Source organism: Aeromonas sp. S41-2, from assembly GCF_027705845.1.
Classification (GTDB): Bacteria; Pseudomonadota; Gammaproteobacteria; order Enterobacterales; family Aeromonadaceae; genus Aeromonas; species Aeromonas hydrophila.
In genome coordinates, this window is record NZ_JAPDCG010000009.1 from 1 (window position 1) to 26,903 (window position 26,903).

Below are 26,903 nucleotides of genomic sequence, written 5' to 3' on the forward strand. Positions count from 1 at the left end.
CCGAACTCAGAAGTGAAACGCGGTAGCGCCGATGGTAGTGTGGCATTCGCCATGCGAGAGTAGGACACTGCCAGGCATCAATTAAGCAATCACAGCGATGTGGTTGGTCGCGATACAACGTCAGGTTGTGTTGGACAGAAGATTTAGATAGCACACACAGTGCGGTCTTTACCGGTTAGTGTGCTGATATGGCTCAGTTGGTAGAGCGCATCCTTGGTAAGGATGAGGTCCCCAGTTCGACTCTGGGTATCAGCACCATTATTGAAGTAGTAAAGCTTTTGCCTGACGGCAATAGCGCCGTGGAACCACCTGATCCCATGCCGAACTCAGAAGTGAAACGCGGTAGCGCCGATGGTAGTGTGGCATTCGCCATGCGAGAGTAGGACACTGTCAGGCACCTATTTAGAAGAGGCCTCCCATTCGGGAGGCCTTTTTGCATTGGAATTTTGCCATCCTGATGGGTTTCTTTTAGTAAAAATGCTGGGATGTCAGCACGTTGCCCGTTACTCTTGGTCTGGTATTGTCGGGAGTCATTGCCAGAGGAGTATGCATGGCCACGTTGAAGGAAATTGCACTGGAGGCGGGGGTTTCCCAGGCCACCGTGTCGCGGGTGCTCAATGAAGATCCGACGCTGAGCGTCAAGGAAGAGACCAAGCAGAAGATCTTCGAGATCGCCGAGCGGCTGGAGTACAAGACCAGCGGTGCCCGCAAGGGGGTTCACAAGAGCAAACTGCACTTCCTGGCTGTCTATGCCTACCCGCAGAGCACCGAGGTCAACGACCCCTATTATTTGGCCATCCGCTATGGCATCGAGACCCAGTGCGCCCGACTCAACATCGAGCTGACCCACTTCTATAACGGTGCCGAGGGGCGCGATCTCTCCGCCGTCGACGGTATCCTGGTCATCGGCCATTTGCCTGCAGAGCGTCTCGCCGCGCTCCACTCCCTTTCTGCCCAGCTGGTGTTTGTGGATTGCCGTTCTCAGGGGGACTTTGACTCGATTGACGTGGATCTGGCGCTGATCAGCCAGCAGGTAGTGGACTTTTTCATCGCCCAGGGACACCAGCGCATCGGCTACATCGGCGGCCAGGATGATGGCCCGGATCTGCGCGAGTTGGCCTTCCTCGACTACGGTCAGCGTCTTGGTGTGGTGCAGGAGAGCGATCTCTATCGCGGGGATTTCTCCAGCGCCTCCGGCTACAAGTTGGCCAAAGAGATGCTGGCGGGAGATTGGCCCAGGGCGCTGTTCGTCGCCTCCGACTCCATCGCCATCGGCGTGCTGCGTGCCATCCACGAGAAGGGACTGGCGATTCCCCAGCAGATCGAGCTTATCAGCGTCAACGATATTCCGACCGCCAAGTTCACCTTCCCGCCGCTCTCCACGGTGCGGATCCACTCCGAGTTGATGGGCTCCCAGGGGGTCAATCTGCTGGTTGAGCGGCTGCGTGACGAGCGGGATATCCCGCTGCGGGTGCTGGTACCGAGCAAGCTGACCCTGCGCGGTACCACTCGGTAGTTTTAGTAAAATATTCCGTCTTTTAGTCGCACCATCTTGCGGTGGTGCGGACACCTCTCCCAAGCAAACCGCCTTCCCATATCATCCCGCGACGTCATATAATATTGTTGTATAGTTGATTTTATTCCGGTTCAGCCAGCTATTATCAACATCCATGCCACTCCTCCGTGCCTTGCTCCCCTTTATCTCCCGCTTCTGATCTCGCTCACAAAACCATCCATGCATTGTGATCAGGTTAAAACTTTACCGATTCAAAGCTGATATTTAGTAAATGTTTATCTAGAGTTTACCCAGTTAACGTTGCCTTGTTCCGGGAGGACATGTGAATAACTGGGAAAACGTCCAATTCGTTGGTGAAAACAGGCTGGCTCCGCGTGCCTACTTCTTCTCTTATGCCGACCATGCGCTGGCGACCACCATGCAGCGCGAGCTGAGCCGCCGTTTTCTGAGCCTTGGCGGCCAGTGGCAGTTCCACTGCTTCGACCACCCCCTGCAGGTGCCGGAGGCCTTCTATCACAGCCCTATGAGCGAGTGGGGCCAGATCACTGTGCCCAACATGTGGCAGATGGAAGGGCATGGCAATCTGCAGTACACCGACGAAGGTTTTCCCTTCCCCATCGACGTGCCCTTCGTGCCGACCAGCAACCCCACCGGTGCCTATCAGCGCAGCTTCACGCTGAGCCCGGCCTGGGATGGGGAGCAGGTAATCATCAAGTTTGACGGGGTGGAGACCTACTTCGAGGTCTATGTGAACGGCCACTATGTCGGCTTCAGCAAGGGGAGCCGTCTCACCGCCGAGTTCGATATCAGTGCCTACGCCAAGGTCGGCGAGAACCTGCTGTCAGTGCGGGTGATGCAGTGGGCTGACTCCACCTATATCGAAGATCAGGACATGTGGTGGATGGCGGGGATCTTCCGCGACGTCTATCTGGTGGGCAAACCGGCCGCCCATGTGCAGGACTTTTTCATCCGCACCGCGCTGGCTGATGACAATCAAAGCGCCACTCTTAGCTGCGACATCCAGCTGGAGAATCTGGGGACGCCCGCCCGTGATCACCGTCTGGTCTGGTCGTTGCTGGATCAGGGCAGCGAGATCGCCAGCGGCTCGCTCGATCATCTCGCCATCGACGGCAAGTGTGATTGCCGCTTCACGCTGGATCTGGCCAACCCCCGTCTGTGGAGTGCCGAAGACCCTTACCTCTACCAGCTGCAACTCTCCCTCTACAACGGTCAGGGCGAGCTGCTGGAAGTGATCCCGCAGCGGGTCGGGGTGCGTGAAATCAAGGTCAAGGATGGGCTCTTCTACGTCAACGGCCACTACCTCAAGCTGCACGGGGTGAACCGCCACGACAACGACCATCTCAAGAGCCGTGCGGTCGGCATGGATCGGGTGGAACGCGATATCGTGCTGATGAAGCAGCACAACCTCAACTCGGTGCGCACCGCCCACTACCCGAACGATCCTCGCTTCTATGAGCTGTGCGACCAGTACGGTCTGTTCGTGATGGCGGAGACCGACGTGGAGACCCACGGTTTTGCCAACGTCGGCGATCTCAGTCGCATCACCGACGACCCCTTCTGGGAGCCGGTGTTCGTGGATCGCATCGAGCGCCACGTGCACGCCCAGAAGAACCACCCCTCCATCATCATCTGGTCGCTCGGCAACGAGTCCGGCTACGGCTGCAACATCAGAGCCATGTACCAGCGTTGCAAGGAGCTCGACCCGACCCGGCTGGTGCACTACGAAGAGGATCGCGATGCCGAGGTGGTGGATGTGGTGAGTACCATGTATTCGCGCGTCTCCCAGATGAACTGCTTCGGCGAGTTCCCGATGGCCAAGCCTCGTATCCTCTGCGAATACGCCCACGCCATGGGCAACGGCCCGGGTGGCCTGAGCGAATATCAGCAGGTGTTCGACCGCCATCCCCACATTCAGGGTCACTACATCTGGGAGTGGTGCGATCACGGCATTCTGGATCAGGACGAGCAGGGCCGCCCGGTCTACAAGTACGGCGGCGACTACGGCGACTATCCCAACAACTACAACTTCTGCATGGATGGCCTCATCTATCCGGATCAGACCCCGGGGCCTGGCCTGCGTGAATACAAGCAGGTGATCTGCCCGGTCAAGGTGCGGGCGTTGGATCTGGCCAGCGGCAAGCTGGCGGTGGAAAACCGCTACTGGTTCTCCAATCTCGACGACATCCGTCTGCTGGTTGAGGTGAAGGCCGAGGGTGAACTGCTGGCCAGCCAGCAAATCCGGCTGGAAGGGGTTGCCCCCGGTGCCACCACAGAGTTGCAGCTTGAGCTGCCCACTCTCGATGGGCGGGAAACCTTCGTCCAGCTGCGGGTCATCAAGGCCACTGCTACCCGCTACAGCGCCGCGGAGCACGAGCTGGGCCAGTACCAGTTCCAGCTGAAAGAGTCGACTCGCCAGCTGCAGCCCTTTGCCAATCCCAACGCCACTGCGCTGCAGATTGCCGATGAGCGCCTCGAGCTTGTCTTAAGCGGCAGCGGCTTTGCCCTGCGCTTCTCGCGCCTCGACGGCAAGCTGGTGAGCTGGCAGCAGGATGGTATCGAGCTGATTGAGCGCTCGCCACGCCTCACCTTCTTCAAGCCGATGATCGACAACCACAAGCAGGAGTACGAGAGCCTGTGGCACCCGAACCACCTGCAGATCATGCAGGAGCACTTCCGCACCTTAAGCTGGCGTCAGCTGGGCGATGCGGTCGAGGTGACGGTGGAGAGCCTGATCGCGCCGCCAGTGTTCGACTTCGGCATGCGCTGCCGCTACGTCTACACCCTGAGTCCGAACGGCCAGCTGCACGTGGCACTGTCCGGTCAGCCCTACGGCGGTTATGACGACATCATCCCCAAGATCGGCTTCGAGCTGGGCATTCGTCAGGATCTCGACCGGGTGCACTACTACGGCATGGGGCCGGGCGAGAACTATCAGGACAGCCGCCAGAGCAACTGGATCGACAGCTTCCAGAGCACAGTCGGCGAGATGTGGGAGCACTACCCCTTCCCGCAGGACAATGGCAACCGCCAGCAGGTGCGCTGGGCGACCCTGACCAACCGCCACGGCGTCGGTCTCTACGTGCGGCCCGATGCCCCCATCAACCTGAGCGTCTGGCCCTACAGCTGGGAGCATATCCACGCCGCCCAGCACATCAACGAGCTGGAGCCCTGCGGTTATCTCACCCTCAATCTGGATCACAAGGTACTGGGGCTAGGCTCCAACTCCTGGGGCTCCGAGGTGCTGGACTCCTGGCGGGTGCGCTTCGAGCCATTCAGCTTCGGTCTGACCCTGCTACCCATCGCCCGTGGCAACCTCAATCCGGCTGCACTGGCCGGGCTCGATCTCACCATCAACGGCGGGAGGAACCTCGCATGATCACCCTGGACAACCTGACCCTGTTCAAAAACATCTACCGGGAGGGCAAGAAGTGGGGCCGCTGCGTGGAGGCCATCAACAACCTGGCCAACCTCAAGCCCGGCATCTGCCACTCCATCGGTGACTCCCTCACCTACCGCTTGCAGGAGGGGGCCAGCCCGGCCACCTCCCTGTTTGAGGGGCAGCGCCGCTACTTCGATGTTCACTACTACCTGGAAGGGGAAGAGACGGTGGAGTGGGCAGCCAAGTCGGATCTGCGGGTCGAGCAGGGCTATGACGACACAACTGATCGAGAGTGGTTGGCTGGCGAGGTGCGTGAGCGCCAGCAGGTGGGCAACGGTCAGGTGGTGATCTTCGAGAACGACGAGGCGTACCGGTTCGCAGGCGACAGCCCGGTACGCAAGCTGATCATCAAGGTCACCGTCGAAGGCGGCTACTTCAAAAACAAATAACAAGCCGCTGGTTTTGCACTGACAAAGCCGGAAGGGCGGGGCTCACCCTACAAATCATGCCCCGCCCTTTCGCTGCAATAACTACAGGTCTGGAGATGCACCATGTCTGATTCCAAACGCAATACGATAGGCAAGTTTGGTCTGCTGTCGCTCACCTTCGCGGCGGTATTCAGCTTCAACAACGTCATCAACAACAACATCGAGATCGGTCTGGCCTCGGCCCCGATGTTCTTTCTGGCCACCATTTTTTACTTCATTCCGTTTTGCCTGATCATTGCGGAGTTCGTGTCACTGAACAAAAACTCCGAGGCGGGGGTGTATGCCTGGGTGAAGAGTTCCCTCGGCGGTCGCTGGGCCTTCATCTCCGCCTACACCTACTGGTTCGTGAACCTCTTCTTCTTCACCTCCTTGCTGCCGCGGGTTATCGCCTACGCCTCCTATGCCTTCCTCGGCTACGAGTACATTCTCACCCCGGTGGCGACCACGGCCTTGAGCATGGTGCTGTTTGCCTTTGCCACCTATGTCTCCACCAACGGTGCCAAGATGCTCGGCCCCATCACTTCGGTGACCTCGTCCCTGATGCTGCTGCTGACCCTCTCCTACATCCTGCTGGCAGGTGCGGCACTGGTGGGCGGCGTGCAACCGGCCGATCCCATCACGGTCGAGGCTATGGTCCCCGATTTCAGCTGGGCCTTCCTTGGCATTACCACCTGGATCTTTATGGCAGCCGGTGGCGCCGAGTCGGTGGCGGTCTACGTCAATGACGTGAAGGGCGGCTCCAAGTCCTTCGTGAAGGTGATCATCATCGCCGGGATCTTTATCGGGGTGCTCTACTCCATTGCATCGCTGTTGATCAACGTCTTCGTCCACAGCGACACCCTGAAATACACCGGCGGCTAGGTGCAGGTGTTCGAGGGGCTGGCAGCCCATTTCGGCCTGCCGGAGATCCTGATGAACCGCTTCGTGGGGCTGGTCTCCTTCACCGCCATGTTCGGCTCCCTGCTGATGTGGACGGCGACCCCGGTGAAGATCTTCTTCTCCGAGATCCCGGCCGGCATCTTCGGCAAGAAGACGGTCGAGCTGAACGAGAACGGCGTGCCCGCCCGCGCAGCCTGGATCCAGTACCTCATCGTGCTGCCGCTGATGGTGATCCCGACCCTGGGCTCCAACACAGCGCAGGATCTGATGAACACCGTCATCAACATGACCGCCGCCGCCTCCATGCTGCCGCCGCTGTTCATCATGCTGGCCTACCTCAATCTGCGCCTGAAGCTCGACCACCTGCCGCGGGAGTTCAAGATGGGGTCGCGCACCACCGGCATCGCCGTGGTGTCGGTGCTGATCGCCATCTTCTCGGTGGGCTTCCTCGCCTCCACCTTCCCGACCGGCGCCGACATCATGACCATCGTTTTCTACAACGTCGGCGGGATCCTGATCTTCCTCGGCTTTGCCTGGTGGAAATACAACAGATACGAGGCCTCCCTCAGCGCCGAGGCGCGTGCGAAAGAGGCCGAGCCGGCGGCGCAGGTCGCCATGCAGACGCCATAGGCACTGCATTGGCTCCCAATCAAACCGGGTGGCCGTTGGCCACCCGCAAACCGTTGAACCAGAAAAGGAAAAGAGCATGAGCGAGACGATCGAGTTTGCCGAATTCAAGCGGGTCGAGATGAAGGTGGGCAAGGTGCTGGAGGTGGTGCGCCACCCCGGTGCCGACAAACTCTATATCGTCCAGATCGACGTGGGTGGCGAGCGGCCGCTGCAGACCGTCACCAGCCTGGTGCCCCACTACCGCGAAGAGGAGTTGATGGGTAGTGAAGTGGTGGTGCTGACCAACCTCAAGCCCACCAGGATGCGCGGTGAGCGTTCCGAGTGCATGTTGCTCTGCGCCGAGACTGCGGACGAGAGCCAGAGCGTGCTGTTGCAGCCGCGGGTGCCGATTGCACCGGGCACTCCGATCGTCTGACTGAGATTGCGAGCCGGTGCGGTGAGATTGCACCGGTTCAGCAACGAGGCCGTCCACGCGGCCCGATCATAACAAGAGAGTAAAGCGCGGGGCCGACAGACCCTTGCCAAACACATCACAGAGTCACAGCGTTACCCGCAGGGAGCGCGAGTCCACTGGAGGACACCATGTCTGAATCCGTACGCGGCACCATAGGCAAGTTTGCCCTGTTGTCGATGACCTTTGCCGCCGTGTTCAACGTGCGCAACATCGTCAACAACAACATCGAGCTGGGGCTCAGTTCTGCCCCCATCTTCCTGCTGGCAACCCTGGTCTACTTCATCCCGTTCGTCTTCATCATCGCCGAGTTCGTCTCGGCCAACAAAAACTCCGAGTCGGGCATGTACGACTGGCTCAAGAAGCCGCTCGGCACCCGAATGGCCTATCTGGGCTCGTTTCTCTACTGGTTCGTGAACCTGTTCTGGTTCGTCTCCCTGCTGCCCAACGTCATCGCCTACGCCTCCTACGCCATGCTGGGCTATGAGTACAGCTTCTCGCCCATGGTCACCTCGGTCATCTCCATCGTGCTGTTCGCGGCGGCGACCCACATCTCCACCAAGGGGGCGAGCTGGCTCGGCAAGATTGCCGAGATTGTGGCCTACGGGGTGTTTGCTCTGTTCGCCATCTATGTGCTGGGTGCCCTGATGGCCCTGAGTGGCGATCATGTGCCGGCCCAGCCCATCACGCTGGAGGCGATGACTCCCACCGTCAACTGGGCGACGCTCGGCATCATGTGCTGGATCTTCCAGGCGGCGGGCGGTGCCGAGACGGCAGCGGCCTACCTCAATGATGTGAAGGGCGGCCAGAAGTCCTTCATCAAGGTGATCATCAGCGCCGGCATCGTCATCGGTGCCATGTATGCGGTCGGTTCCCTGCTGGTGAACGTGTTCGTGCCGCGCGAGAGCCTCACCTATGCCGGTGGCATGGTGGAGATCTTCACCGGCATGGCCCAGTACTTCCAGCTGTCGGAGGCACTGGTGGGCCGCTTCGTCGGCGTGGTGCTGTTCATCGCCATGTTCGGCTCCATGATGATGTGGACCTCGGCGCCGGTGAAGATCCACTTCTCCGAGATCCCGCAGGGGGTCTACGGCGAGAAGACCACCCAGCTCAACGAGCACGGCGTGCCGGTACGCGCCGCCTGGTGGCAGTTTGCCTTCGTGTTCGTGATGCTGGTGGTCAACGGGTTCGGCTCGGAATCCGTGCAGCAGATGATGAACACCGCCATCAACCTCACCGCCGGTACCGCCATGCTGCCGCCGATCTTCATCATGGTGGCCTACTTCGTGTTCCGCTGGAAACACGACGACACCCCGCGGGAGTTTCGCATGGGCTCGCGAACCTTCGGGATGGGGGTGGTGTCGGTGCTGATCGCCATCTTCGTGGTGAGCATGAGCGCCTCCGCCTTCCCGAGCGGGGTGGATCTGGTACGCGCCTTCTTCATCAACGTCTTCATGACGGCGGTCTTCTCGGCGCTGGCCTACTGGTGGATCTCCCGCTTCGAGAAGCGGCAGGCCCGCAAGCAGGCAACCGGTACAGCCGGCGGCAAGCTGGCCAAGCAGAGTTGAAGCACAAGGCTGGCCGGATCCTGTGGCCAGCCGGGCTTGCTTAATTTCCGGCAGATAAAGGGGGGGCGCTCAACTTTGCGCCTCCCGCTTATCGGGGTAAGCTGGGGATTCGTTTCAACAGGAGCTGTGCCACAGCTCCTGTTGTGTTTCCTGTCGTCCCCGATCACCGGCCCCGCGAGGGGACGGGATCTGCTTTCACCGGAGACCGCTCGTGCGTCTGGATCCCTTTACCTCTGTACTGATTGTGGTGGTCGCGCTGGCCTCCTTCTTCCCCTGCGAGGGGCAGGTGGCCGTCTGGTTCGGTCTGCTGACCAAGCTGGCGGTGGCGCTCTTGTTCTTCATGCATGGCGCCAAGCTGTCGCGCCAGAACCTGCTGGCGGGCCTCGGCCACTGGCGGCTGCACCTGGTGGTGATGGCCAGCACCTTCGTGCTGTTCCCGCTGCTGGGGCTGCTGCTCACGCCGCTGGTGCCCCACTGGCTGAGCCCGGCCATCTACCTCGGTTTCCTCTACCTCTGTGCCCTGCCGGCCACCGTGCAGTCAGCCATCGCCTTCACCTCCATGGCCGGCGGCAATGTGTCGGCGGCGGTGTGCAGCGCCTCGGCCTCCAGCATCCTCGGCATCTTCCTCTCGCCGGTGCTGGTGGGGCTGATGATCAATGTGCAGGGGGAGGGGGTCGATACCTGGCACTCCATTCAGGCCATCATGGTGCAGCTGATGCTGCCGTTCGTGGTGGGCCATCTGTCGCGCCCGCTCATCGGCCGCTGGGTCGACAGCCACCGGCCGCTCATTGGCAAGCTGGACCAGAGCTCCATCCTGCTGGTGGTCTATGTGGCCTTCAGCGAGGCGGTGGTGCAGGGGATCTGGCATCAGGTGGGCTGGTACGATCTGGTCAGCATCGTGCTGCTCAGCTGCGTGCTGCTGGCACTGGTGCTCTGCTGGAACGTCTGGATCAGCCGTCGCCTCGGCTTCGACAGGGCGGACGAGATCACCATCGTCTTCTGCGGATCCAAGAAGAGCCTGGCCAATGGGGTGCCGATGGCCAACGTCATGTTCCCGGCCGCCAGCGTCGGGGTCATGGTGCTGCCGCTGATGATCTTCCACCAGATCCAGCTGATGGTGTGCGCCGTGCTGGCTCGTCGCTACCGCGAGCAGGAGGCGGTACCCCAGGTTCAGCAGGGGTAAGCCGTCCGGATAAAGAAGAGGGAGGCCATGGGCCTCCCTCTTTCGTTTGCCGCCTCGTCAGCGTTTGCGCCAGACGGTGAGCTGGGCCACCGTGTGCTGGTACTTGCGGGCGGTCTCGCGGATGACGAAGGGGACGTCCCTCGGGGGCATGTGCTCCTCGAATTCCGCCGCCAGCAGCCGCTGCAGCGCCTGATAGGTGCCGAGGGCCTCGCCGTTCTCGCGCACACCGCCGAGCCAGTTGGCCTTGGGGGTGTAGTCGGTCAGCCAGGTATAGGGGCTGGTGAGCACCAGCAGGCCGCCGCTGCGCAGTCTGGGTGCAATGTCCCGCAGGAAGCGGGCGGGCTCTCGCAGCCGGTCGATCAGGTTGGAGGCGAGCACCAGGTCATAGTCGCCGTATTTGGGCTTGAGGTTGCAGGCATCTCCCTGGCTGAAGTGGACCCGCTCGCTCTGCTCGCGGCCGAGCTCATGGCGGGAGAGCCGCGCCTCGCAATACTCCACCAGCTCCCCTTCCACCGGCACCGCGTAGCGGAAGCTGTCCTGGCTGGCGAGCGCCAGCGCCACGTCGATGAAGCGGGCCGAGTAGTCGACCCCGTCCACGTGGGCGAAGTGGCGCGCCAGTTCGAAGCTGGCACGGCCGGTGGCGCAGCCGATGTCGAGCGCCCGCTCATGGCGGCTGCACAGCTCGCTGGCAAGGCTGGCCAGGGTCTGGGCGTAGTTGGCGACCCCGAAGTGGGTCGGCCCGTACTGGAAGTCGAGATACTGAGCGACGAGCGTGTCGGTCTCGTAGGGATTGACGACGACCGGCTCCTGATAGCGGGAGACCAGATAGCGAAAGCCTGCATGCTGGAAGAAGTGGCGGCGGAAGGCGTAGCGGGAGGACTTGAGCGCCTCGTTGCCGGTACTGATCCAGCAGCCCCCCTTGATCAGGGTGTGCTTGCCGTCGAAGGTGGGAGTGGAGAAGTCGTCGTAGAGGGGATGCACCTTGAACCCCTCGAAGCCGTCGATGGCGGTGCTGGTCCATTGCCAGACGTTGCCCACCAGATCGAAGAAGCTGCCCTGCGGGCAGGCATCCACCGGACAGGACGATGCGAAGCGGGCCAGGTTGATGTTGCCGGGTGCCTCGATCCAGTCAGGTTGATCGCCGGCTAGCTGTTCGCGCAGCAGCATCCACTCTGCCTCGCTCGGCAACTGGACGGGCAAACCGGTCTGGGCTGCCTGCCAGCGACAGAAGGCGGCGGCCTCCAGCTGGTTCACCTCCACCGGCCAGTCCCAGGGCATAGGGACCTGCTCGGTCATCAGCCGCAGTTGCAGTTGCTCGGGTTCGAGGGGGTCGCCGACCCAGAAGGTGGGCATGCGGGCCCTGGCATACTGGCGCCAGCCCCAGCCTTCGTCATCCCACCAGTCACGGGTTTCGTAGCCACCCGCCTGTACGAAGTCGAAAAATTCTGCGTTGCTCACCAGCATGCGGCTGGCCTGGAAGGGGGCCAGTTCGATGTGGCGCTCGCCATATTCGTTGTCCCAGCCGTAGGTGGCGTCCTGTTTGCCGAGCCGCACCCGGCCGCCGGCCACCGGCAGCAGGGTGTTGGCGGGCACCTCGTCACGGCGATGGCGCGCCTCGGGACAGACCGGCCACTGGGGCTGGCTGCGCACCCAGGCCAGCGGCAGCTGGCGGATCAGCACGCTGGAGGTCTCGAGGTGGATGCGCTCGTGCTCTATCCCCATCAGGATGACCCAGGCCGGGCTCTGCCAATGGATGGGCAGCTCGATCGGCATCCGCTCGATAAAATCACACACCAGGGAGCGCACCCGGCCGCGGTAGTCGCGTAGCTCGCTGACGGAGGGCCAGTCGTAGTGGGTCTCGTCCAGATCGTCCCAGCTCATCTCGTCCACCCCGATGGCGACCATGGCCTCGATGCGGGCGTCGAGCCGACCCTCGATGAGACGGGCCGCCAGCAGCTTGTTGATGAAGAAGGCGGCGGTGTGGCCGTAGTAGAAGATGAGCGGGTGGCGCAGGGGGATCGCCTTGTCAAACCAGGCGCGCTCGTCGGCCAGGCAGTCGAACAGCGAGTCGTAGAGATCGAAGGTCTGGCAGAAGTAGGCGAGCAGCTCGCGGCGCTTGTGTTCGGGATCTCTGCCGGTCAGCAGCGGGGTACGGGTCGGTTCCGGCAGGCCGGTGGCGGTGGAATAGAGAAGAGTGGCTTGGGTCACGCTCTGACTCCTTGTTGGCAGTGAAGACTGACAAGACAGTGGTAATGGCATTACCGCGATGGAGAGCTTTGTACGCACAAGGTACCACTATTGGCTCAACAGACCGGCGCGGCAACCAAAAACTTCCACGGCTTGTCAGCATAGCGACCCCGCGAACGGCTCGCCAATCGCTCGTCCACCTGCTCGTTTGGGGATGGTCAGATTCGCCAGATTATGGTCTGAATGACTCTCCATTTGCTGTGTTCATGTAGCGTAAAAATGGATATTTTCCTACAAATCATGCAGTTGACTAACTGGCACAGGCTTTGCGATGGATGCTGACCAAAGGGCCACGACTGGCCAATACACAATGAGGAGAGTGGCGATGAAATGGATGATGGGCATGGTGCTGGCGGTCGGGCTCAGCGGGTGCAGCTGGCTGGATGATACCCGGGTGATCGGGGCAGGGGCCGTGATCGAGCAGCAGCACGGGGTGGGCCGGCAGGTGACCCGGGTGCTGGCCGGCGTGCCTGCCAGCGTCCATCTGGTGGCCGGCGAGCCGCGCGGATTGCGCATCCGTGGGCAGGAGAACCTGCTGCCCTACCTGGTGCTGAGCGAGCGGGGCGACAAGCTGGAGATCGAGGTGAAGGACGGTTACCGGCTCGATCCGACCGAGCCGCTGGAGATCACCATCACCCTGCCCGCGCTCCATGAGCTGGCGCTGGCAGGGGTCGCCAACGGCGAGCTGCGCGGCTTCAAGGGGGAGGCGCTGGTGCTGTCGGTGGCCGGCACGGGCGACATAGTCGCCAGCATGCTGGATCTGAAGCGGCTGGAGGGTAACATAGCGGGCTCGGGCTGCCTGGATCTGGGTGAAGGTTCGGCCAACGTCATGGAGCTGAACATCGCCGGCTCGGGGGATGTGCTGGGGGCCGAGCTGAAGGGGCGCGAGGTGGAGGTCAATATCGCCGGCAGCGGCGACGTAGAGGTCAGGGCCCTGGAGCGACTCAAGGTCGGCATCGCCGGCTCGGGCTCGGTCAGCTACTGGGGCGATCCCGTGCTGCAGAGCGAGATAGCCGGCTCCGGCGAGGTGAGCCGGCAGGGCAGCTGAATTTTTGTCCACCGAGCAGAAAAAAACAGGCCCGTTACGGGCCTGTTTCGATCAGAGGTGGCGGGCGTGAAAGCGCAGGTGCGCCTCGATGAAGCTCGCCACGAAGTAGTAGCTGTGGTCGTACCCGGCGTGGCGGTTGAGCTCCAGCGGCCACTCCTTGCCGGCGGCCGCATCGGCGAGGGCATCGATGTGCAGCTGTTCGGCCAGGAAGGGATCGTCCAGCCCCACATCCACCAGAGTCGGCAGCGGCGTCACCGGGTGGTGGCGCAGCAGCTGGCAGGCGTCCCACTCCTGCCACAGCAAGGGGTTGTTGCCGAGGTAGGCGCCGAGTGCCTTCTGGCCCCAGGGGCAGCGGCTCGGGTGGCTGATGGGGCTGAAGGCCGACACCGAACGGTAGCGACCGGGCTCGCGCAGGGCGGCGATGAGCGCCCCGTGGCCACCCATGGAGTGGCCGCTGATGGCGCGCTTCGTCGAGACCGGGAAGTGGGTCTCGATGAGCTCGGGCAGCTCGCGGGTGACGTAGTCATACATCTGGTAGTGATCGCGCCAGGGATGCTGGGTGGCGTTGACGTAGAAGCCGGCGCCCATGCCGAGATCGTAACCGGGGTCGTCCGCGACGTCTTCGCCGCGCGGGCTGGTGTCCGGCGCCACCAGGGCGATGCCGAGCTCGGCGGCGATGCGCTGGGCGCCCGCCTTCTGCATGAAGTTTTCATCGGTGCAGGTGAGGCCGGAGAGCCAGTAGAGCACGGGCACCTTCTGGCCGGTGAGGGCCTGGGGCGGCAGATAGATGGCGAAGCGCATCTCGCAACCCAGCACCTCGGAGGCGTGGCTGTAGCGCTTGTGCCAGCCGCCGAAGCTCTTGTTGCTGCTGATTATGTCCAGATTCATCGGGGGAACTCCTGCACCCCGCCCACGGTGGCGGGCGGGGTGATCATGCTCAGTAGTGGATGACGCTGCGGATGCTCTTGCCTTCGTGCATCAGATCGAACGCCTCGTTGATCTGCTCAAGCCCCATGGTGTGGGTGATGAAGTCGTCCAGCTTGAACTCACCCTGCATGTAGCGCTGCACGTAGCTCGGCAGCTCGCTGCGACCGCGAACGCCGCCGAAGGCGCTGCCGCGCCAGACCCGGCCGGTGACCAGCTGGAACGGACGGGTGCTGATCTCCTGGCCGGCACCGGCCACGCCGATGATGACCGACTCGCCCCAACCCTTGTGGCAGCACTCCAGCGCCGCGCGCATCACCTTGACGTTGCCGATGCACTCGAACGAGAAGTCGACGCCGCCGTCGGTGAGCTCGACGATCACCTCCTGGATGGGCTTGTCATAGTCGTTCGGGTTGATGCAGTCGGTGGCACCCAGCTTGCGGGCCAGTTCGAACTTGCTCTCGTTGATGTCGATGGCGATGATGCGGCCGGCCTTGGCCAGGCGAGCCCCGATCACGGCGGAGAGGCCGATGCCGCCCAGCCCGAAGATGGCGACGCTCTCACCCTCTTTCACCTTGGCGGTGTTCATCACGGCGCCGATGCCGGTGGTGACGCCGCAGCCGAGCAGACAGACCTCTTCCAGCGGGGCGGCCGGGTCCACCTTGGCGATGGAGATCTCGGGCAGCACAGTGTATTCGCTGAAGGTGGAGGTGCCCATGTAGTGATAGATGGGCTGGCCATCCTTGGAGAAGCGGGTGGTGCCGTCCGGCATCAGCCCCTTGCCCTGGGTGGCTCGGATCTTCTGGCACAGGTTGGTCTTGCCGGATTTGCAGAACTTGCACTCGCCGCACTCGGGGGTGTAGAGCGGGATCACGTGATCGCCCACCTTGACGCTGGTGACGCCCTCGCCGACGGATTCGACGATACCGCCCCCCTCGTGGCCGAGGATGCAGGGGAAGACCCCTTCCGGATCTTCACCGGAGAGGGTGAAGGCATCGGTGTGACAGACGCCGGTAGCGACGATGCGTACCCGCACTTCGCCGGCCTGGGGAGGCATGACGTCGATTTCTTCGATGGAGAGGGGCTGGCCCGGGCCCCAGGCGATGGCGGCCTTACACTTGATGCTTTGAACCTGTGCCATGACGGATGTCCTTATTGTTGAGCAGGGTGAGGAGAATGGGTTCGGACATCCAGTGTAGTTTCCCGCTTATTTGGTGATAATAAGGCGAAATCTGAAATCACTTTTACAGACAGGTAATAATGTTCGGCTGGGAAGGGATCTGTGAATTTGTCAGCGTGGCGGAGCAGGGGGGGTTTACCCCGGCGGCGCGCAAGCTGGGGGTGTCGGTGGCGCAAGTGAGCCGGCAGGTGGCACAGCTGGAGGATCGGCTGCAGGCCAAGCTGCTGCTGCGCACCACCCGTCAGGTGCGGCTCACCGAGCTTGGCGAGATCTACTATCGCCACTGTCGCCAGCTGCTGGACAACCTCTACGAGGCGGAGCTGGCGGTGGGGCGCCATCAGGCGGTGCCGCAGGGCACCTTGCGCATCACGGCCCCGGTCTCCTACGGCGAGAGCCGTATCGCCCCGCTGGTGAACGACTTCATGGTGCGCTTTCCCCAGCTGGAGGTGACCCTCAACCTCACCAACCAGCTGCTGGATCTGGTGCACGAGGGCTACGATCTGGCACTGCGACTCGGCCACCTCAAGGACTCCAGCCTGGTGGCGCGCAAGCTGGCGCAGCGGGTGCCCTATGTGTGCGCCTCGCCGGCCTACACCGCCCGCCACGGCATGCCCAACAGCCTCTCCGAGCTCACCCGCCACACCTGCCTGGTGGGCAACAGCGACGAGTGGCACTTCACCCTGGATGGTCGCCCTCACAGTGTGCGGGTGCATGGTCTGCTGCACTGCAACAGCGGCCACGCCCTGCTGGATGCGGCGCTCAAGGGGATCGGCATCATCCAGCTGCCGGACTACTACGTGAGCGACCACCTGGCCCGGGGTGAGCTTATCGAGCTGCTGCCGGAGCTGCGGGCGCCGGCGGAGGGGATCTGGGCCCTCTATCCCCACAACCGCCACCTCTCTCCCAAGGTGCGACTGCTGGTGGACTATCTGGCGGAGCGGCTGAGCGATCCCCATCAGCCCGCGCTGGTGCGCCCCGTCGGCTGACTTCGCTCAATAAAAAAGGCCCGCATGTGCGGGCCTTTTGTTGCATGGCATGAAGGGCGGGACTATTCCCGCTCCTTGACGTAGGGGGTCCCGAGCGCCTTGGGTGCCACCGCCTTGCCGATGAAGCCGGCCAGCAGGAACACGGTCAGGATGTAGGGCAGCGCCTCGATGGCCTGTACCGGGATCGGGAAACCGCCGATGCTGACCCCTTGCAGCCGGATGGCGACCGCATCGAGGAAGCCGAACAGCAGGCAGGCCGCCATGGCGTTCCAGGGGCGCCACTTGCCGAACACCAGCGCCGCCAGCGCCATGAAGCCCTTGCCCGCGCTCATGTTGGGGATGAACTGGGCGGTCTGGGCCACCGCCAGGTAGGTACCGCCGATACCGGCCAGCAGGCCGCCGATGATGAGCGCGGTGTAGCGCATGCGCACCACCGAGATACCGGCGGTGTCGACCGCAGCCGGTGCCTCGCCCACCGCCCGCAGGCGCAGGCCGAAGCGGGTACGGAACAGCACCCACCAGGCCAGCGGCACGGCGGCGAACGCCACGTACTCCAGCAGGGAGTGGCCGCTCAGCAGCTCGCTGTAGAGCTGGCCGATGACCGGCACGTCATACAGCTCCTTGGCATAGGGCAGGTCGATGGGGGCGAAGCGGGCCGCGCCGGACAGCGCCGGGGTCTGACCGCCCTGATCGAACCAGTAACGGCCCAGGGTGACGGTCAGGCCGGCCGCCAGGATGTTGATGGCCATGCCGCTCACCACCTGATCACCACGGTGGGTGATGGTGGCAAAGCCGTGCATCAGGGCGAACAGGATGGAGACACCCACCCCGGCACCCAGCCCAATCCAGGCAGAGCCGGAGACGGCTGCCGCCGCCGCACTGGCGAACGCCGCCGCCAGCAGCTTGCCCTCGAGGGCGATGTTGACCACCCCGGAGCGCTCGCAGAACATGCCGGCCATGGCCGCCAGAATGAGTGGCGGCGCGGTGCGGATGGTAGCATCCAGCATCAGGATCAATATTTCAAACATGGCTTATGCTCCCTTCTGCTCGCAGAACATTCCTGTCATCCATGGCCGCCAGGATCAGCGGTGGCGCGGTGCGGATGGTGGCATCCAGCATCAGGATCAGAATTTCGAACATGATCAGGCCCCCTTGACTTGCGCAGAGCGGTTGGCAAACGCCAGATAGAGCTGCTCGATGCGCGGACGCATCATGTGCTCAAGGGCACCACAGAACAGGATCACCAGACCCTGCAACACCACCACTATGTTGCGGTCCACCCCGAACTCGAAGCTCAGCTCGGCGCCGCCCTGATAGAGGAAGCCGAACAGCAGGCTGGCGATGATGACGCCGACCGGGTGGTTGCGCCCCATCAGCGCCACCGCAATGCCGGTGAAGCCGAAGCCTTCCACGAAGTTGAGCTTGATCTGGTGCAGTTCACCCTGCAGCACGTTGAGGGCGAAGAAGCCCGACAGCATGCCGGAGATCACCATGGCCAGGATCACCACCTTGGGATAGGAGATACCGGCATAGGCGGACGCACTCTGGCTGGCGCCGACCGAGCGGATCTCGTAGCCCCAGCGGGTATGCCAGATGAAAACCCACACCAGGGCCGCGCAGAGCAGTGCCCAGAAGAAGCTGATGTTGAGCGGGCTGTTCGACATCTCCATGCCGAATGCCCCCGCCAGTTCGCTCATCTTCGGCAGCCAGCTCGCCTCGGCGAACACCTTGCTCTCGGTGGCCATGGAGCCTGCCGGCTTGAACACCTCGACCAGCAGGTAGGCCATCAGGGAGGCGGCGATAAAGTTGAACATGATGGTGGTGATGACGATGTGGCTGCCGCGCTTGGCTTGCAGCCAGGCCGGGATGAAGGCCCAGGCCGCACCGAACAGGCCGCCGGCGATGATGGCCAGCGGCAGCAGCAGGGCGAACGGCAGGGAATCACCCAGCAGCAGACAGACCAGACCGACGCCGAGGCCGCCGATATAGGCCTGCCCCTCGCCACCGATGTTGAACAGGCCGGCGTGGAAGGCCACCGCCACCGACAGACCGGTAAAGATGAAGCCGGTTGCGTAGTAGAGGGTGAAACCGACCCCTTCACCGGTGCCGAAGGCGCCGTACCACATGATCTCGGCGGCATCGACCGGGTTGATGTCGAGGTAGTAGAACAGGATGGCCGACACCAGGAAGGCCAGCAGGATGTTGACCGCGGGCAGTACGCCCACGGAGATCCAGGCAGGGATACGTGCTTGGCTCATGGGCGAGCCTCCTTGGCAATCTGGTCGGTGACGGGGGTGTTGACCATCAGCAGGCCGAATCCGTTACAAGTGGCTGTGAGCTTCATGATGTGGCTCCTTGTGATTGGCTTGCCGCCACCTCGTCAGGAACTATGTTTGCCATCATCAGACCGATAGTGCGTTCATCCGCCTTGGCGGCATCCAGCTCACCGACGATGCGACCGTCGGCGATGACCAGGATGCGGTCAGAGAGGCTCATGATCTCGTCCAGCTCCACCGAGACCAGCAATACTGCCTTGCCCTTGTCGCGCATGGCGATGATCTGCTGGTGGATGTACTCGATGGCGCCGATGTCGACCCCGCGGGTCGGCTGGCCGATCAGCAGCACATCCGGGTCCTGCTCCACTTCTCGGGCGATCACCAGCTTCTGCTGGTTGCCGCCGGAAAAATTCGCGGTCTTGTGCTCGGGATGGGGCGGGCGCACGTCCCACTTGTCCATCTTGGCCTGGCAATCCTGCAGGATCGCCTCCTTGTTCTGCAGCCAGCCCTTGTTGTACTGGGGGCGGCGGTGATAGCCGAGGATGAAGGCCTCTTTCGCCTCGAAGCGGTTGATGAGACCCATCTTGTGTCTGTCTTCCGGCACGTGGCCGAGACCGAAGTTGCGGACCCGCTCCGGGTCGGCCGGGTGGCTCACGCTCACTTCGTGGGCCTGACCGCCACCGGTGATGGTGAAGCTGCCCTTGCTGGGCTTGAGGATGCCGCCGAGCAGGCTGAGCAGCTCGGACTGGCCGTTGCCGGAGACGCCGGCGATGCCGACCACTTCACCGGCCCGCACCTCGAAGCTGACGGATTTGACCCGCTCCACCCTGGCGTCGTCCACATAGCTGAGGCCATCGACCTTGAGCTTGGCGTCGCCCGGCTGGGTCGGCCCCTTGTCGACCTTGAGGCGCACCTTGCGGCCCACCATCAGTTCGGCCAGCTGCTCCTTGTCGGTATCCTTGGTGGCGACGTGGGCCACCATTTCACCCCGGCGCATGATGGAGACCTGATCCGTGATGGCCAGGATCTCGCGCAGCTTGTGGGTGATGAGGATGATGGTGGCGCCCTGATCGCGCAGCTTCTTGAGCACCTCGAACAGGTGATCCGCCTCTTGCGGGGTCAGTACCCCGGTCGGCTCGTCCAGGATCAGGATGCGGGCGCCGCGATAGAGCGCCTTGAGGATCTCGACCCGTTGTTGCAGGCCTACCGGCAGATCCTCGACCTTCTCGTGCAGCGGCACTTCGAGACCATAGTCCCGTGCCAGCTCGCCCAGCAGCTTTTCGGCCGCCGCCAGGCTCTTGCCCAGGTGCCAGCCGTTTTCCGCGCCGAGAATGACGTTTTCCAAAACCGTGAAGTTGTTCACCAGCATGAAGTGCTGGTGCACCATGCCCACGCCTGCGGCAATCGCATCTTGTGAGCCATGGGGTTTGAACGGGTTGCCGTCGATGAACATCTCGCCTTTGTCGGCGTGGTAGAAACCGTAGATGATGCTCATCAGGGTCGACTTGCCGGCGCCATTTTCGCCGACGATACCGTGAATGCTGCCTTTACGAACCTTAAGGTCGATCTGCTTGTTGGCGTACACTTCGCCAAACCGCTTATCGATACCCCTTAATTCGATGGCATAGCGATCTGTCTGGTCCATGATGCAGTCCTTGCGGGTCATGAAAAGAGACTAAAAACCGGCCCGTGCGGGCCGGTCGTTGGGTTGAGAGTAGTAGCGGTTACTCAGTATTTGCAGGTGCTGTCGCTCATGTAGTCGTGCACCTTGACCTTGCCGGAGATGATTTCGGCTTTGATGGCGTCAACCTTGGCTTTCATCTCGGGGGTGATCAGCTTCTCGTTGTCTTTGTCGAGTGCCCAATCCACACCACCCTCGGCCAGGCCCAGGTTCTTGATACCCGGTTTCCAGGTGCCCTTGGCTGCGTCATCCCAGGTCTGGTAGGCGGCCAGGCCAACCGACTTGACCATGGAGGTCAGCATGGTGCCCGGTTGCAGGTGGTTCTGGTTGGAATCCACGCCGATGGCCAGCTTGCCTTCGTCCTTGGCGGCCTGGTAAACACCGATGCCGGTACCGCCGGCGGCGGCATAGACTACGTCGGCTCCCTTGGCGAACTGGGACTTGGCAAGCTCAGCACCCTTGGCCGGGTCAGCAAACGCTGCCGGGGTGGAGCCGGTCATGTTCTGGAACACTTCGATCTTCGGATTGACGTACTTGGCACCCTGCTCGTAGCCGCACTCGAACTTGCGGATCAGCGGGATGTCCATGCCGCCCACGAAGCCGACCTTGCCGGTCTTGGAGGCGATGGCAGCCAGCGCGCCCACCAGGAAGGAACCTTCATGCTCCTTGAAGATGACGGACTGGACGTTTGGCTTGTCGACCACCATGTCGATGATGGTGAACTGGGTTTTCGGGAACTCGGTCGCTACTTTCTCTACCGCGGAACCCATGTTGAAGCCGACGGCAACGATCGGGCCGTTGCCACGGCTGGCCAGACGACGCAGACCCTGCTCACGCTGGGCTTCGTTCTGGGGTTCGAACTCCTTGACCTTGACGCCTTTGTCTTTGTTGTAGACTTCGACGCCATTGCGGAACACGGCTTCGTTGAACGATTTGTCGAATTTGCCTGCGGTGTCGTAGATGACGGCGGGCTGGGAGGCTGCCTGGGCAGAAAGGGCAGCGAGAGTGAGGGCGGCAACGGTGGCCAGCTTGAGCACTTTAGTCACGATCGTATCCTTGATTGTTATGTGAGGGTCCACAACCTGCCGGGGCAGGCCATAAAGCACGCTGGCTAACTGTAAGTGAGCCACGGTGTGGGTCAAGGAGATCATAAAGGAAAAACGTTTGCGTTAACGGTTTGAAATATAAGCAAATCGGTTTATAAGTGGTTGTTTTGATGCCTATTTTCAGATTTAAATTCTGCGATTAATTGGCTCCAAATGACATTTCTGTTTGTATTCATAAGGTTATAAGCAAGCGTTTTCACATGATGATCAATGTTTGGGGTTCTATTGGCTCCCCTTAATGGTTTGGTATCAGTATCTTTCGTTATTAGCACTAGTTGGAGAGTGCCCCAGATAGTGGATTTGCCGGCGAGAGTGAACGAGCTCATATAGCTGCACATTGCCGCTTTTCATATGAGTACTCTTGTGTATTATGCGACTCGACTGCGCCTCCTGGATGGGGGCGTGTTTTTTCACTTATTCGAGCGATAAAAAATGAAAAAAAATGTGCTGAGTGCAGCAGTGGCTTGCGTATTGTCAGGTGTCATGTTGACCGCTTGTGGAGGTGGCGGCGACGAAGGTGGCAACGGTGGCAACAGCGGTGGTGGCACCGACACCGGCAGCAAGCCCCTGCACACAGCGATTTTCCTCGATGCCGCCGTTGCTGGCCTCAACTACCGGTGCGCCAATTACAGCAGCATCACCAACGCCAATGGTGAGTTTCTGTTCAATGATGGCGACAGCTGCTCCTTCACTCTGGGCAACCAACTGCTGGGTTCGGTGACGCTCAAGGCTGGTAGCTCTCTGGTCACTCCCTATACCCTGGCGGGTGATGACAAGAACAAGGCAATCCGCATCGCGGCCCTGTTGCAAACTCTCGACAGTGATAATAACCCGGAAAATGGCATCACCCTCGACAAGGCACAGGTCGCACAACTGGGGATCATCGAATTAGGTAGCGATGACGCCTTTAACACCTCACTGGTCGAGGCCCTGAAAACGGCAGGCCTGACCAAGGATGTCGTCTCGCTGGCCGCAGCGAAAGACCACCTCTCTGCCACTCTGGCGGGTGTCAATGGCCGCTCTGTCGCGGTCGACAAGGTGCTATCGGATTTACAAGTGCTGACCGATCTGAAAACCCTTAACGTTGAAGAGAAACTCAAGGAGTACAAAGACACTCTGCTGGCTGAAACCACAGATAATGGCAAGATTGACCGCCAGATCGTGCTGGCCACGCTGGCCATGCTCGAAGTAACCAACGACCCCATTGTTGCAGAACGCCTGGGCTTTACCTCCTCTGAAATGGGCGTGAATTACAGCACCAACCTGGCCAAAGTGATCGATGTCATCATCCACACCCCCTATTCCGCCTCCGTTATCCTCAAGGGTGACAAGGGGTATACCCGCGACGTAGCCAAGCTAATGGGGACCTATGCCGATAGCATGGACAAGGTCGCCGCCACCCTGGCCGATATTCAGGACCCGGGTTACAGCGCTACCTATGGTGATGGCGAGTCTGTCACTCTCAACTTCGACGGCGCCAAGGCACTGCGCGCCTCAGCCATCGCGATGGCATCGGCACTCAATATTGCCGCATCATACCAATATGGCCCGGACAAAGCCTATTCTGTCCAGGAAGAAGAGGTGACCTTGCCTCGCATGCTCATCACTTACTCTTGGGATGGGCAACAGCAAAATACCATCTATGGTGAGAATGCCAGCACCTTCAAGACCCAGTTCAGCCCGGTGGATATCGAGCCGGATAGCCTGATGAGTCACCCCGATTTCTTCCGCCTGACTGACGAGGCCAAGATGCACTTGGGCAAGGCCAAAGCTCAGCTGAAGCAAGCGGTAGATATTGCGCTGACCATTGATCAGAGCAAGCTGGACGACTCTTTGACCGAAGAGGATATCGCCGCCAACACCAAATTCCTGACCCAGCTGGCGAACCATTTCTTGGGCAAGGAGCCTACTGTCGAGTGGACAAATCGCAAGATCAAGTACGTCAATACCGGCATGAATTGGGAGCCCAAAGAGGTGGGCGTCAAGTTCAACATCAACATCATCCCGTTCTTTGACGAGATGCTGGATCGCAGCGATATGACCATCAAGGTATCTGGCAACTGTGCTGTGGGTATTCGGGATGCTGAACTCTCCAAGGCAATGGGAGAACCCATGTGCCTGATCTCGAGTGACGAGTTCAAGGCGCTTCTTGCCCAAAACGATTACGATGCACTCAAGTACATCGGCTGGATACAGGAAGATCAATACAGCCACACTAGTATCTATGCCAAGGGAGTGGGCTATGATTGGTCAACCCAAATGACACCGGTGGCCGGGTCGACCTTCGACAAGGTCTTCGTATCTTGTACCGATCTGGATGGCAACAAGGTCAGCTGTGCTGATCAGCTGTAAACAATGCAGAGCGCTCCTGTTAGGAGCGCTCTTTTTGCTGATGCAGGCGGCGCAAGCTGCCGGCATGTTGGCACGCTACAACGACTATCGGGAGCGTGTCTTCGATAGTCAGGGCCAGTTGCAATATCAATTGAACACCCGTGAATACTTGCAGCGGATGCCCAGCGGGCGTCCGTCATTGTCCAGTCTCTTTGCGTTGCGCGAAATACAACGGGAGTCACTGGAGTTGAAACAAGGCACCTTGATGGTGGATGCCGTCATAGTGCACTTCCAGCATGGGTATTATCAGGACGGCATGCTCATGATGGGTAGCACGGAAGTGACGCTGCCCGAAGGCCGTTTGCGAGCAACCTCCCTTCGTTTTGATCCTGTTCATCAGGTGCTGGATGCACCACGCGCCATGTTATTGAGCTTTTCTGGTGATGTGTTGGGCCAATATCGGAACTATCACCGCCCCCTTCGTTGATCCTGCTGGTTGGTCTCTGGCCACTCAGGCCGTATAATCCCCGCCTGTATAAATAAACAGGAGTGGTGATGGACGTTTCAACCCTGCTCGACGGGCTCAATGACAAGCAAAGAGACGCGGTGGCGGCCCCCCGTTGCAACCTGCTGGTGCTGGCCGGTGCCGGTTCGGGCAAGACCCGGGTGCTGGTGCACCGTATCGCCTGGCTGATGCAGGTGGAACGCTGTTCACCCTTCTCCATCATCGCGGTGACCTTTACCAACAAGGCGGCGGCCGAGATGCGCGGCCGGGTCGAGAAAGTGATCGGTGACGGCGTGCGTGGCATGTGGATCGGCACCTTCCACGGCATCGCCCACCGCCTGCTGCGGGCCCACCATCTGGATGCAGGGCTGCCGCAGGATTTTCAGATCCTCGACTCCGACGACCAGTACCGCCTCATTCGCCGGGTGCTCAAGGCGCTCAACCTCGATGAGAAGCACTGGGCTCCGCGCGCCGTGATGGGCTACATCAACGGCAAGAAGGACGAGGGGCTGCGCCCCGGCGACATCGACCTCTATGGTGACCCCGTCACCCGCACCTATCAGCAGATCTACAAGACCTATCAGGAGACCTGCGATCGCTCCGGGTTGGTGGATTTTGCCGAGCTGCTGCTGCGCGCCCACGAGCTGTGGCTGAACAAGCCGCACATCCTCGAGCACTACCGCGATCGCTTCCAGAACATCCTGGTGGACGAGTTCCAGGATACCAACGGCATCCAGTACGCCTGGCTGCGGATGCTGGCAGGGGATTCCGGCAAGGTGATGATCGTCGGTGACGATGACCAGTCCATCTACGGCTGGCGCGGCGCCAAGATCGAGAACATCCAGCGCTTCCTGACCGACTATCAGGGCGCCGAGACCATCCGCCTCGAGCAGAACTACCGCTCCACCGCCAACATCCTGAAAGCGGCCAACTGCGTCATCGCCAACAACGCCGAGCGCCTTGGCAAGGAGCTGTGGACCGAGGGGGCCGAGGGTGAGCCGATTTCGCTGTACGCCGCCTTCAACGAGGTGGACGAGGCCCGCTTCGTGGTCGGCCGCCTCAAGGACTGGAAAGAGAAGGGGGGCTTGCTCGCCGACTGCGCCATCCTCTATCGCTCCAACGCCCAGTCACGGGTGCTGGAAGAGGCGCTGATGCAGGACGCCATGCCCTATCGCATCTACGGCGGCCTGCGCTTCTTCGAGCGCCAGGAAATTAAAGACGCCATGGCCTATCTGCGCCTTATCAACAACCGTGGCGACGACGCCAGCTTCGAGCGGGTGGTCAACACCCCGACCCGCGGCATCGGCGATCGCACCCTCGAAATCCTGCGCAATAACGCCCGCGATCAGGGCCAGAACCTGTGGCAATCGGCCAAGGCACTGCTCAATGACAAGGTGCTGACCGGCCGCGCCGGCAACGCGGTGCGCGGCTTTGTAGATCTCATCGATGCGCTGGAGGAGCAGGTCGCCATGCTGCCGCTGCACCAGCAGGCGGATATCGCCATCCAGCACTCCGGCCTCAAGGCGATGTATCTGGCGGAAAAAGGCGAGAAATCCCAGGCGCGGGTAGAGAACCTGGACGAACTGGTCACCGCCTGCCGCCAGTACCAGCGTCCGGACGAGCTGGAAGATATGAGCGATCTCTCCGCCTTCCTCGCCCACGCGGCGCTGGAATCCGGCGAGAATCAGGCGGACGAATATGCCGACGCGGTGCAGCTGATGACCTTGCACAGCGCCAAGGGGCTGGAATATCCCCTGGTGCTGCTGGTCGGCGTGGAGGAGGGCATGTTCCCCAGCCAGCAATCCACCGAGGAGTCGGGCCGGCTGGAAGAGGAGCGCCGCCTCTGTTACGTGGGCATGACCCGCGCCATGGAGAAGCTCTACATCTGTTATGCCGAGAGCCGCCGCATCTACGGCCGCGAGATGTTCCACAAGCCGAGCCGCTTTATCCGCGAAATGCCCGCCGAGTGCCTGGAAGAGATCCGGCTGCGCACCCAGGTCAGCCGCCCCACCCAGTACGGCCGCTTCAGCCAGAACGAGGTGCAGCAGAGCTTCGACGCCAGCGGCATCAAGCTCGGCCAGCGAGTGCTCCATCCGAAATTCGGCGAAGGCATAGTGCTGAACTTCGAAGGGGTCGGCCAGCAGAGCCGGGTGCAGATCCAGTTCGACGACGTCGGCGCCAAGTGGCTGGTGACGGCATATGCCCGCCTTGAGGCGCTGTAAGGTGCAGCGCACCCGCCATCAATACAAAAGGAGCCGTTGGCTCCTTTTTGGTCAGGACTGTAGGTTCGATTAGCGAAGCGTAATCGGACGTTCGCGTCATGGGTATATGGTGTGCCTGGCTGTTGGCAGCACGGCTGGCGCCGTGCAGGACGCGAGGGCATGGCCCTCGACAGGATTTCGCCCGCCCTTCGGGCTTGGGCGAGTGACTTTGGAAAGACCCGCTCTTTTCAAAAAATGCACCAAAGGTCTTCTCCCCCGCCAATCCGCTGGCTTCGCCAGTCC

General features: G+C 61.4%; 18 protein-coding genes, 1 tRNA gene, 1 rRNA gene and 2 pseudogenes. 14 read left to right on the forward strand and 8 right to left on the reverse strand.

Translation table 11 applies throughout. The features are described 5' to 3' along the window. The first annotated feature begins 182 nt into the window (after positions 1-182). The 9 genes and pseudogenes from OKC44_RS17810 to OKC44_RS17850 all read left to right on the forward strand — a co-directional run bounded on the left by OKC44_RS17810 (position 183) and on the right by OKC44_RS17850 (position 10,115). Positions 183-258: transfer RNA gene (locus OKC44_RS17810), tRNA-Thr, on the forward strand. A 23-nt stretch (positions 259-281) separates the two neighbouring features. Then, positions 282-396, forward strand: a 5S ribosomal RNA gene (rrf, locus tag OKC44_RS17815). Between the two features lie 154 nt (positions 397-550). Then, entirely contained in the window at positions 551-1,516 is a 966-nt protein-coding gene (gene ebgR / locus OKC44_RS17820; protein WP_017410539.1) for a transcriptional regulator EbgR, read from the forward strand. Positions 1,517-1,838: 322 nt separating this feature from the next. Then, positions 1,839-4,913: a beta-galactosidase subunit alpha gene (ebgA, locus tag OKC44_RS17825; protein WP_270814405.1), complete on the forward strand. Its 3,075-nt coding sequence runs from the start codon at positions 1,839-1,841 to the stop codon at positions 4,911-4,913. Further along, complete coding sequence (locus tag OKC44_RS17830) at positions 4,910-5,365, forward strand: beta-galactosidase subunit beta (RefSeq protein ID WP_270814407.1); 456 nt, start codon at positions 4,910-4,912, stop codon at positions 5,363-5,365. The genes ebgA and OKC44_RS17830 overlap by 4 nt, the downstream gene beginning before the upstream one ends. 102 nt (positions 5,366-5,467) lie before the next feature. After that, a pseudogene (locus OKC44_RS17835) lies at positions 5,468-6,913 on the forward strand (amino acid permease). 76 nt (positions 6,914-6,989) lie between these two features. Next, positions 6,990-7,328 carry a tRNA-binding protein gene (locus OKC44_RS17840; protein ID WP_270814409.1) on the forward strand — a complete coding sequence of 113 codons (339 nt, stop codon included), beginning with the start codon at positions 6,990-6,992 and terminating at the stop codon, positions 7,326-7,328. A 167-nt stretch (positions 7,329-7,495) separates the two neighbouring features. Next, entirely contained in the window at positions 7,496-8,932 is a 1,437-nt protein-coding gene (locus tag OKC44_RS17845) for an amino acid permease (protein ID WP_011704221.1), read from the forward strand. 211 nt (positions 8,933-9,143) lie between these two features. After that, on the forward strand, positions 9,144-10,115 hold the full coding sequence (locus OKC44_RS17850) for a bile acid:sodium symporter family protein (protein ID WP_171279950.1): 972 nt from the start codon (positions 9,144-9,146) through the stop codon (positions 10,113-10,115). Between the two features lie 57 nt (positions 10,116-10,172). Here the strand turns inward: OKC44_RS17850 and ovoA are convergent, their stop codons facing one another. Further along, on the reverse strand, positions 10,173-12,323 hold the full coding sequence (ovoA, locus tag OKC44_RS17855) for a 5-histidylcysteine sulfoxide synthase (RefSeq protein ID WP_270814412.1): 2,151 nt from the start codon (positions 12,321-12,323) through the stop codon (positions 10,173-10,175). Between the two features lie 364 nt (positions 12,324-12,687). On the opposite strand from ovoA, the gene OKC44_RS17860 reads away from it, so the two are divergent. Beyond that, positions 12,688-13,410 carry a head GIN domain-containing protein gene (locus OKC44_RS17860; RefSeq protein ID WP_270814414.1) on the forward strand — a complete coding sequence of 241 codons (723 nt, stop codon included), beginning with the start codon at positions 12,688-12,690 and terminating at the stop codon, positions 13,408-13,410. Positions 13,411-13,461: 51 nt separating this feature from the next. Here OKC44_RS17860 and fghA read toward each other — a convergent pair whose 3' ends face one another. Then, positions 13,462-14,298 (reverse strand): S-formylglutathione hydrolase, encoded by an 837-nt coding sequence (gene fghA, locus OKC44_RS17865; RefSeq protein ID WP_011704224.1) that lies wholly within the window; start codon positions 14,296-14,298, stop codon positions 13,462-13,464. Positions 14,299-14,347: 49 nt separating this feature from the next. Continuing rightward, the gene (locus tag OKC44_RS17870) at positions 14,348-15,475 is read right to left on the reverse strand and encodes an S-(hydroxymethyl)glutathione dehydrogenase/class III alcohol dehydrogenase (RefSeq protein WP_043164416.1); all 1,128 of its coding nucleotides are present in this window, start codon (positions 15,473-15,475) and stop codon (positions 14,348-14,350) included. A 119-nt stretch (positions 15,476-15,594) separates the two neighbouring features. Between OKC44_RS17870 and OKC44_RS17875 the strand changes: the two genes are divergently transcribed. Beyond that, a complete protein-coding gene (locus OKC44_RS17875; RefSeq protein WP_010635489.1) occupies positions 15,595-16,500 on the forward strand; it encodes a LysR substrate-binding domain-containing protein in 906 nt (301 codons plus the stop codon). 62 nt (positions 16,501-16,562) lie between these two features. On the opposite strand, the gene OKC44_RS17880 is transcribed toward OKC44_RS17875, so the two are convergent. From OKC44_RS17880 to OKC44_RS17895, 5 genes and pseudogenes are all read right to left on the reverse strand, one after another. After that, complete coding sequence (locus tag OKC44_RS17880) at positions 16,563-17,528, reverse strand: ABC transporter permease (protein ID WP_016349044.1); 966 nt, start codon at positions 17,526-17,528, stop codon at positions 16,563-16,565. A gap of 9 nt (positions 17,529-17,537) precedes the next feature. Next, a pseudogene (locus OKC44_RS22210) lies at positions 17,538-17,640 on the reverse strand (ABC transporter permease); the annotation flags it as partial. A 2-nt stretch (positions 17,641-17,642) separates the two neighbouring features. After that, positions 17,643-18,758 (reverse strand): ABC transporter permease, encoded by a 1,116-nt coding sequence (locus tag OKC44_RS17885; RefSeq protein ID WP_005307647.1) that lies wholly within the window; start codon positions 18,756-18,758, stop codon positions 17,643-17,645. An 82-nt stretch (positions 18,759-18,840) separates the two neighbouring features. After that, on the reverse strand, positions 18,841-20,421 hold the full coding sequence (locus OKC44_RS17890) for an ABC transporter ATP-binding protein (RefSeq protein WP_029302435.1): 1,581 nt from the start codon (positions 20,419-20,421) through the stop codon (positions 18,841-18,843). An 83-nt stretch (positions 20,422-20,504) separates the two neighbouring features. Continuing rightward, positions 20,505-21,503: a BMP family lipoprotein gene (locus OKC44_RS17895; protein WP_024944638.1), complete on the reverse strand. Its 999-nt coding sequence runs from the start codon at positions 21,501-21,503 to the stop codon at positions 20,505-20,507. Between the two features lie 492 nt (positions 21,504-21,995). Between OKC44_RS17895 and OKC44_RS17900 the strand changes: the two genes are divergently transcribed. The 3 genes from OKC44_RS17900 to uvrD all read left to right on the forward strand — a co-directional run bounded on the left by OKC44_RS17900 (position 21,996) and on the right by uvrD (position 26,621). Further along, positions 21,996-23,915, forward strand: a complete 1,920-nt coding sequence (locus OKC44_RS17900; protein WP_270814417.1) for a hypothetical protein — start codon at positions 21,996-21,998, stop codon at positions 23,913-23,915. Positions 23,916-23,949: 34 nt separating this feature from the next. Then, entirely contained in the window at positions 23,950-24,381 is a 432-nt protein-coding gene (locus OKC44_RS17905) for a hypothetical protein (protein ID WP_101617524.1), read from the forward strand. Between the two features lie 68 nt (positions 24,382-24,449). Beyond that, positions 24,450-26,621 carry a DNA helicase II gene (uvrD, locus tag OKC44_RS17910; protein ID WP_270814419.1) on the forward strand — a complete coding sequence of 724 codons (2,172 nt, stop codon included), beginning with the start codon at positions 24,450-24,452 and terminating at the stop codon, positions 26,619-26,621. Positions 26,622-26,903 lie beyond the last annotated feature (282 nt).

Bases quoted from the DNA above. Each gene is read 5' to 3' on its own strand.
- OKC44_RS17880 (WP_016349044.1), bottom strand. From the start codon at position 17,528: ATGTTTGAAATATTGATCCTGATGCTGGATGCTACCATCCGCACCGCG.
- fghA (WP_011704224.1), bottom strand. From the start codon at position 14,298: ATGAATCTGGACATAATCAGCAGCAACAAGAGCTTCGGCGGCTGGCAC.
- uvrD (WP_270814419.1), top strand. From the start codon at position 24,450: ATGGACGTTTCAACCCTGCTCGACGGGCTCAATGACAAGCAAAGAGAC.
- OKC44_RS17870 (WP_043164416.1), bottom strand. From the start codon at position 15,475: ATGGCACAGGTTCAAAGCATCAAGTGTAAGGCCGCCATCGCCTGGGGC.
- ebgR (WP_017410539.1), top strand. From the start codon at position 551: ATGGCCACGTTGAAGGAAATTGCACTGGAGGCGGGGGTTTCCCAGGCC.
- OKC44_RS17875 (WP_010635489.1), top strand. From the start codon at position 15,595: ATGTTCGGCTGGGAAGGGATCTGTGAATTTGTCAGCGTGGCGGAGCAG.
- OKC44_RS17830 (WP_270814407.1), top strand. From the start codon at position 4,910: ATGATCACCCTGGACAACCTGACCCTGTTCAAAAACATCTACCGGGAG.
- OKC44_RS17845 (WP_011704221.1), top strand. From the start codon at position 7,496: ATGTCTGAATCCGTACGCGGCACCATAGGCAAGTTTGCCCTGTTGTCG.
- OKC44_RS17840 (WP_270814409.1), top strand. From the start codon at position 6,990: ATGAGCGAGACGATCGAGTTTGCCGAATTCAAGCGGGTCGAGATGAAG.
- OKC44_RS17860 (WP_270814414.1), top strand. From the start codon at position 12,688: ATGAAATGGATGATGGGCATGGTGCTGGCGGTCGGGCTCAGCGGGTGC.
- OKC44_RS17885 (WP_005307647.1), bottom strand. From the start codon at position 18,758: ATGAGCCAAGCACGTATCCCTGCCTGGATCTCCGTGGGCGTACTGCCC.
- OKC44_RS17890 (WP_029302435.1), bottom strand. From the start codon at position 20,421: ATGGACCAGACAGATCGCTATGCCATCGAATTAAGGGGTATCGATAAG.
- OKC44_RS17900 (WP_270814417.1), top strand. From the start codon at position 21,996: ATGAAAAAAAATGTGCTGAGTGCAGCAGTGGCTTGCGTATTGTCAGGT.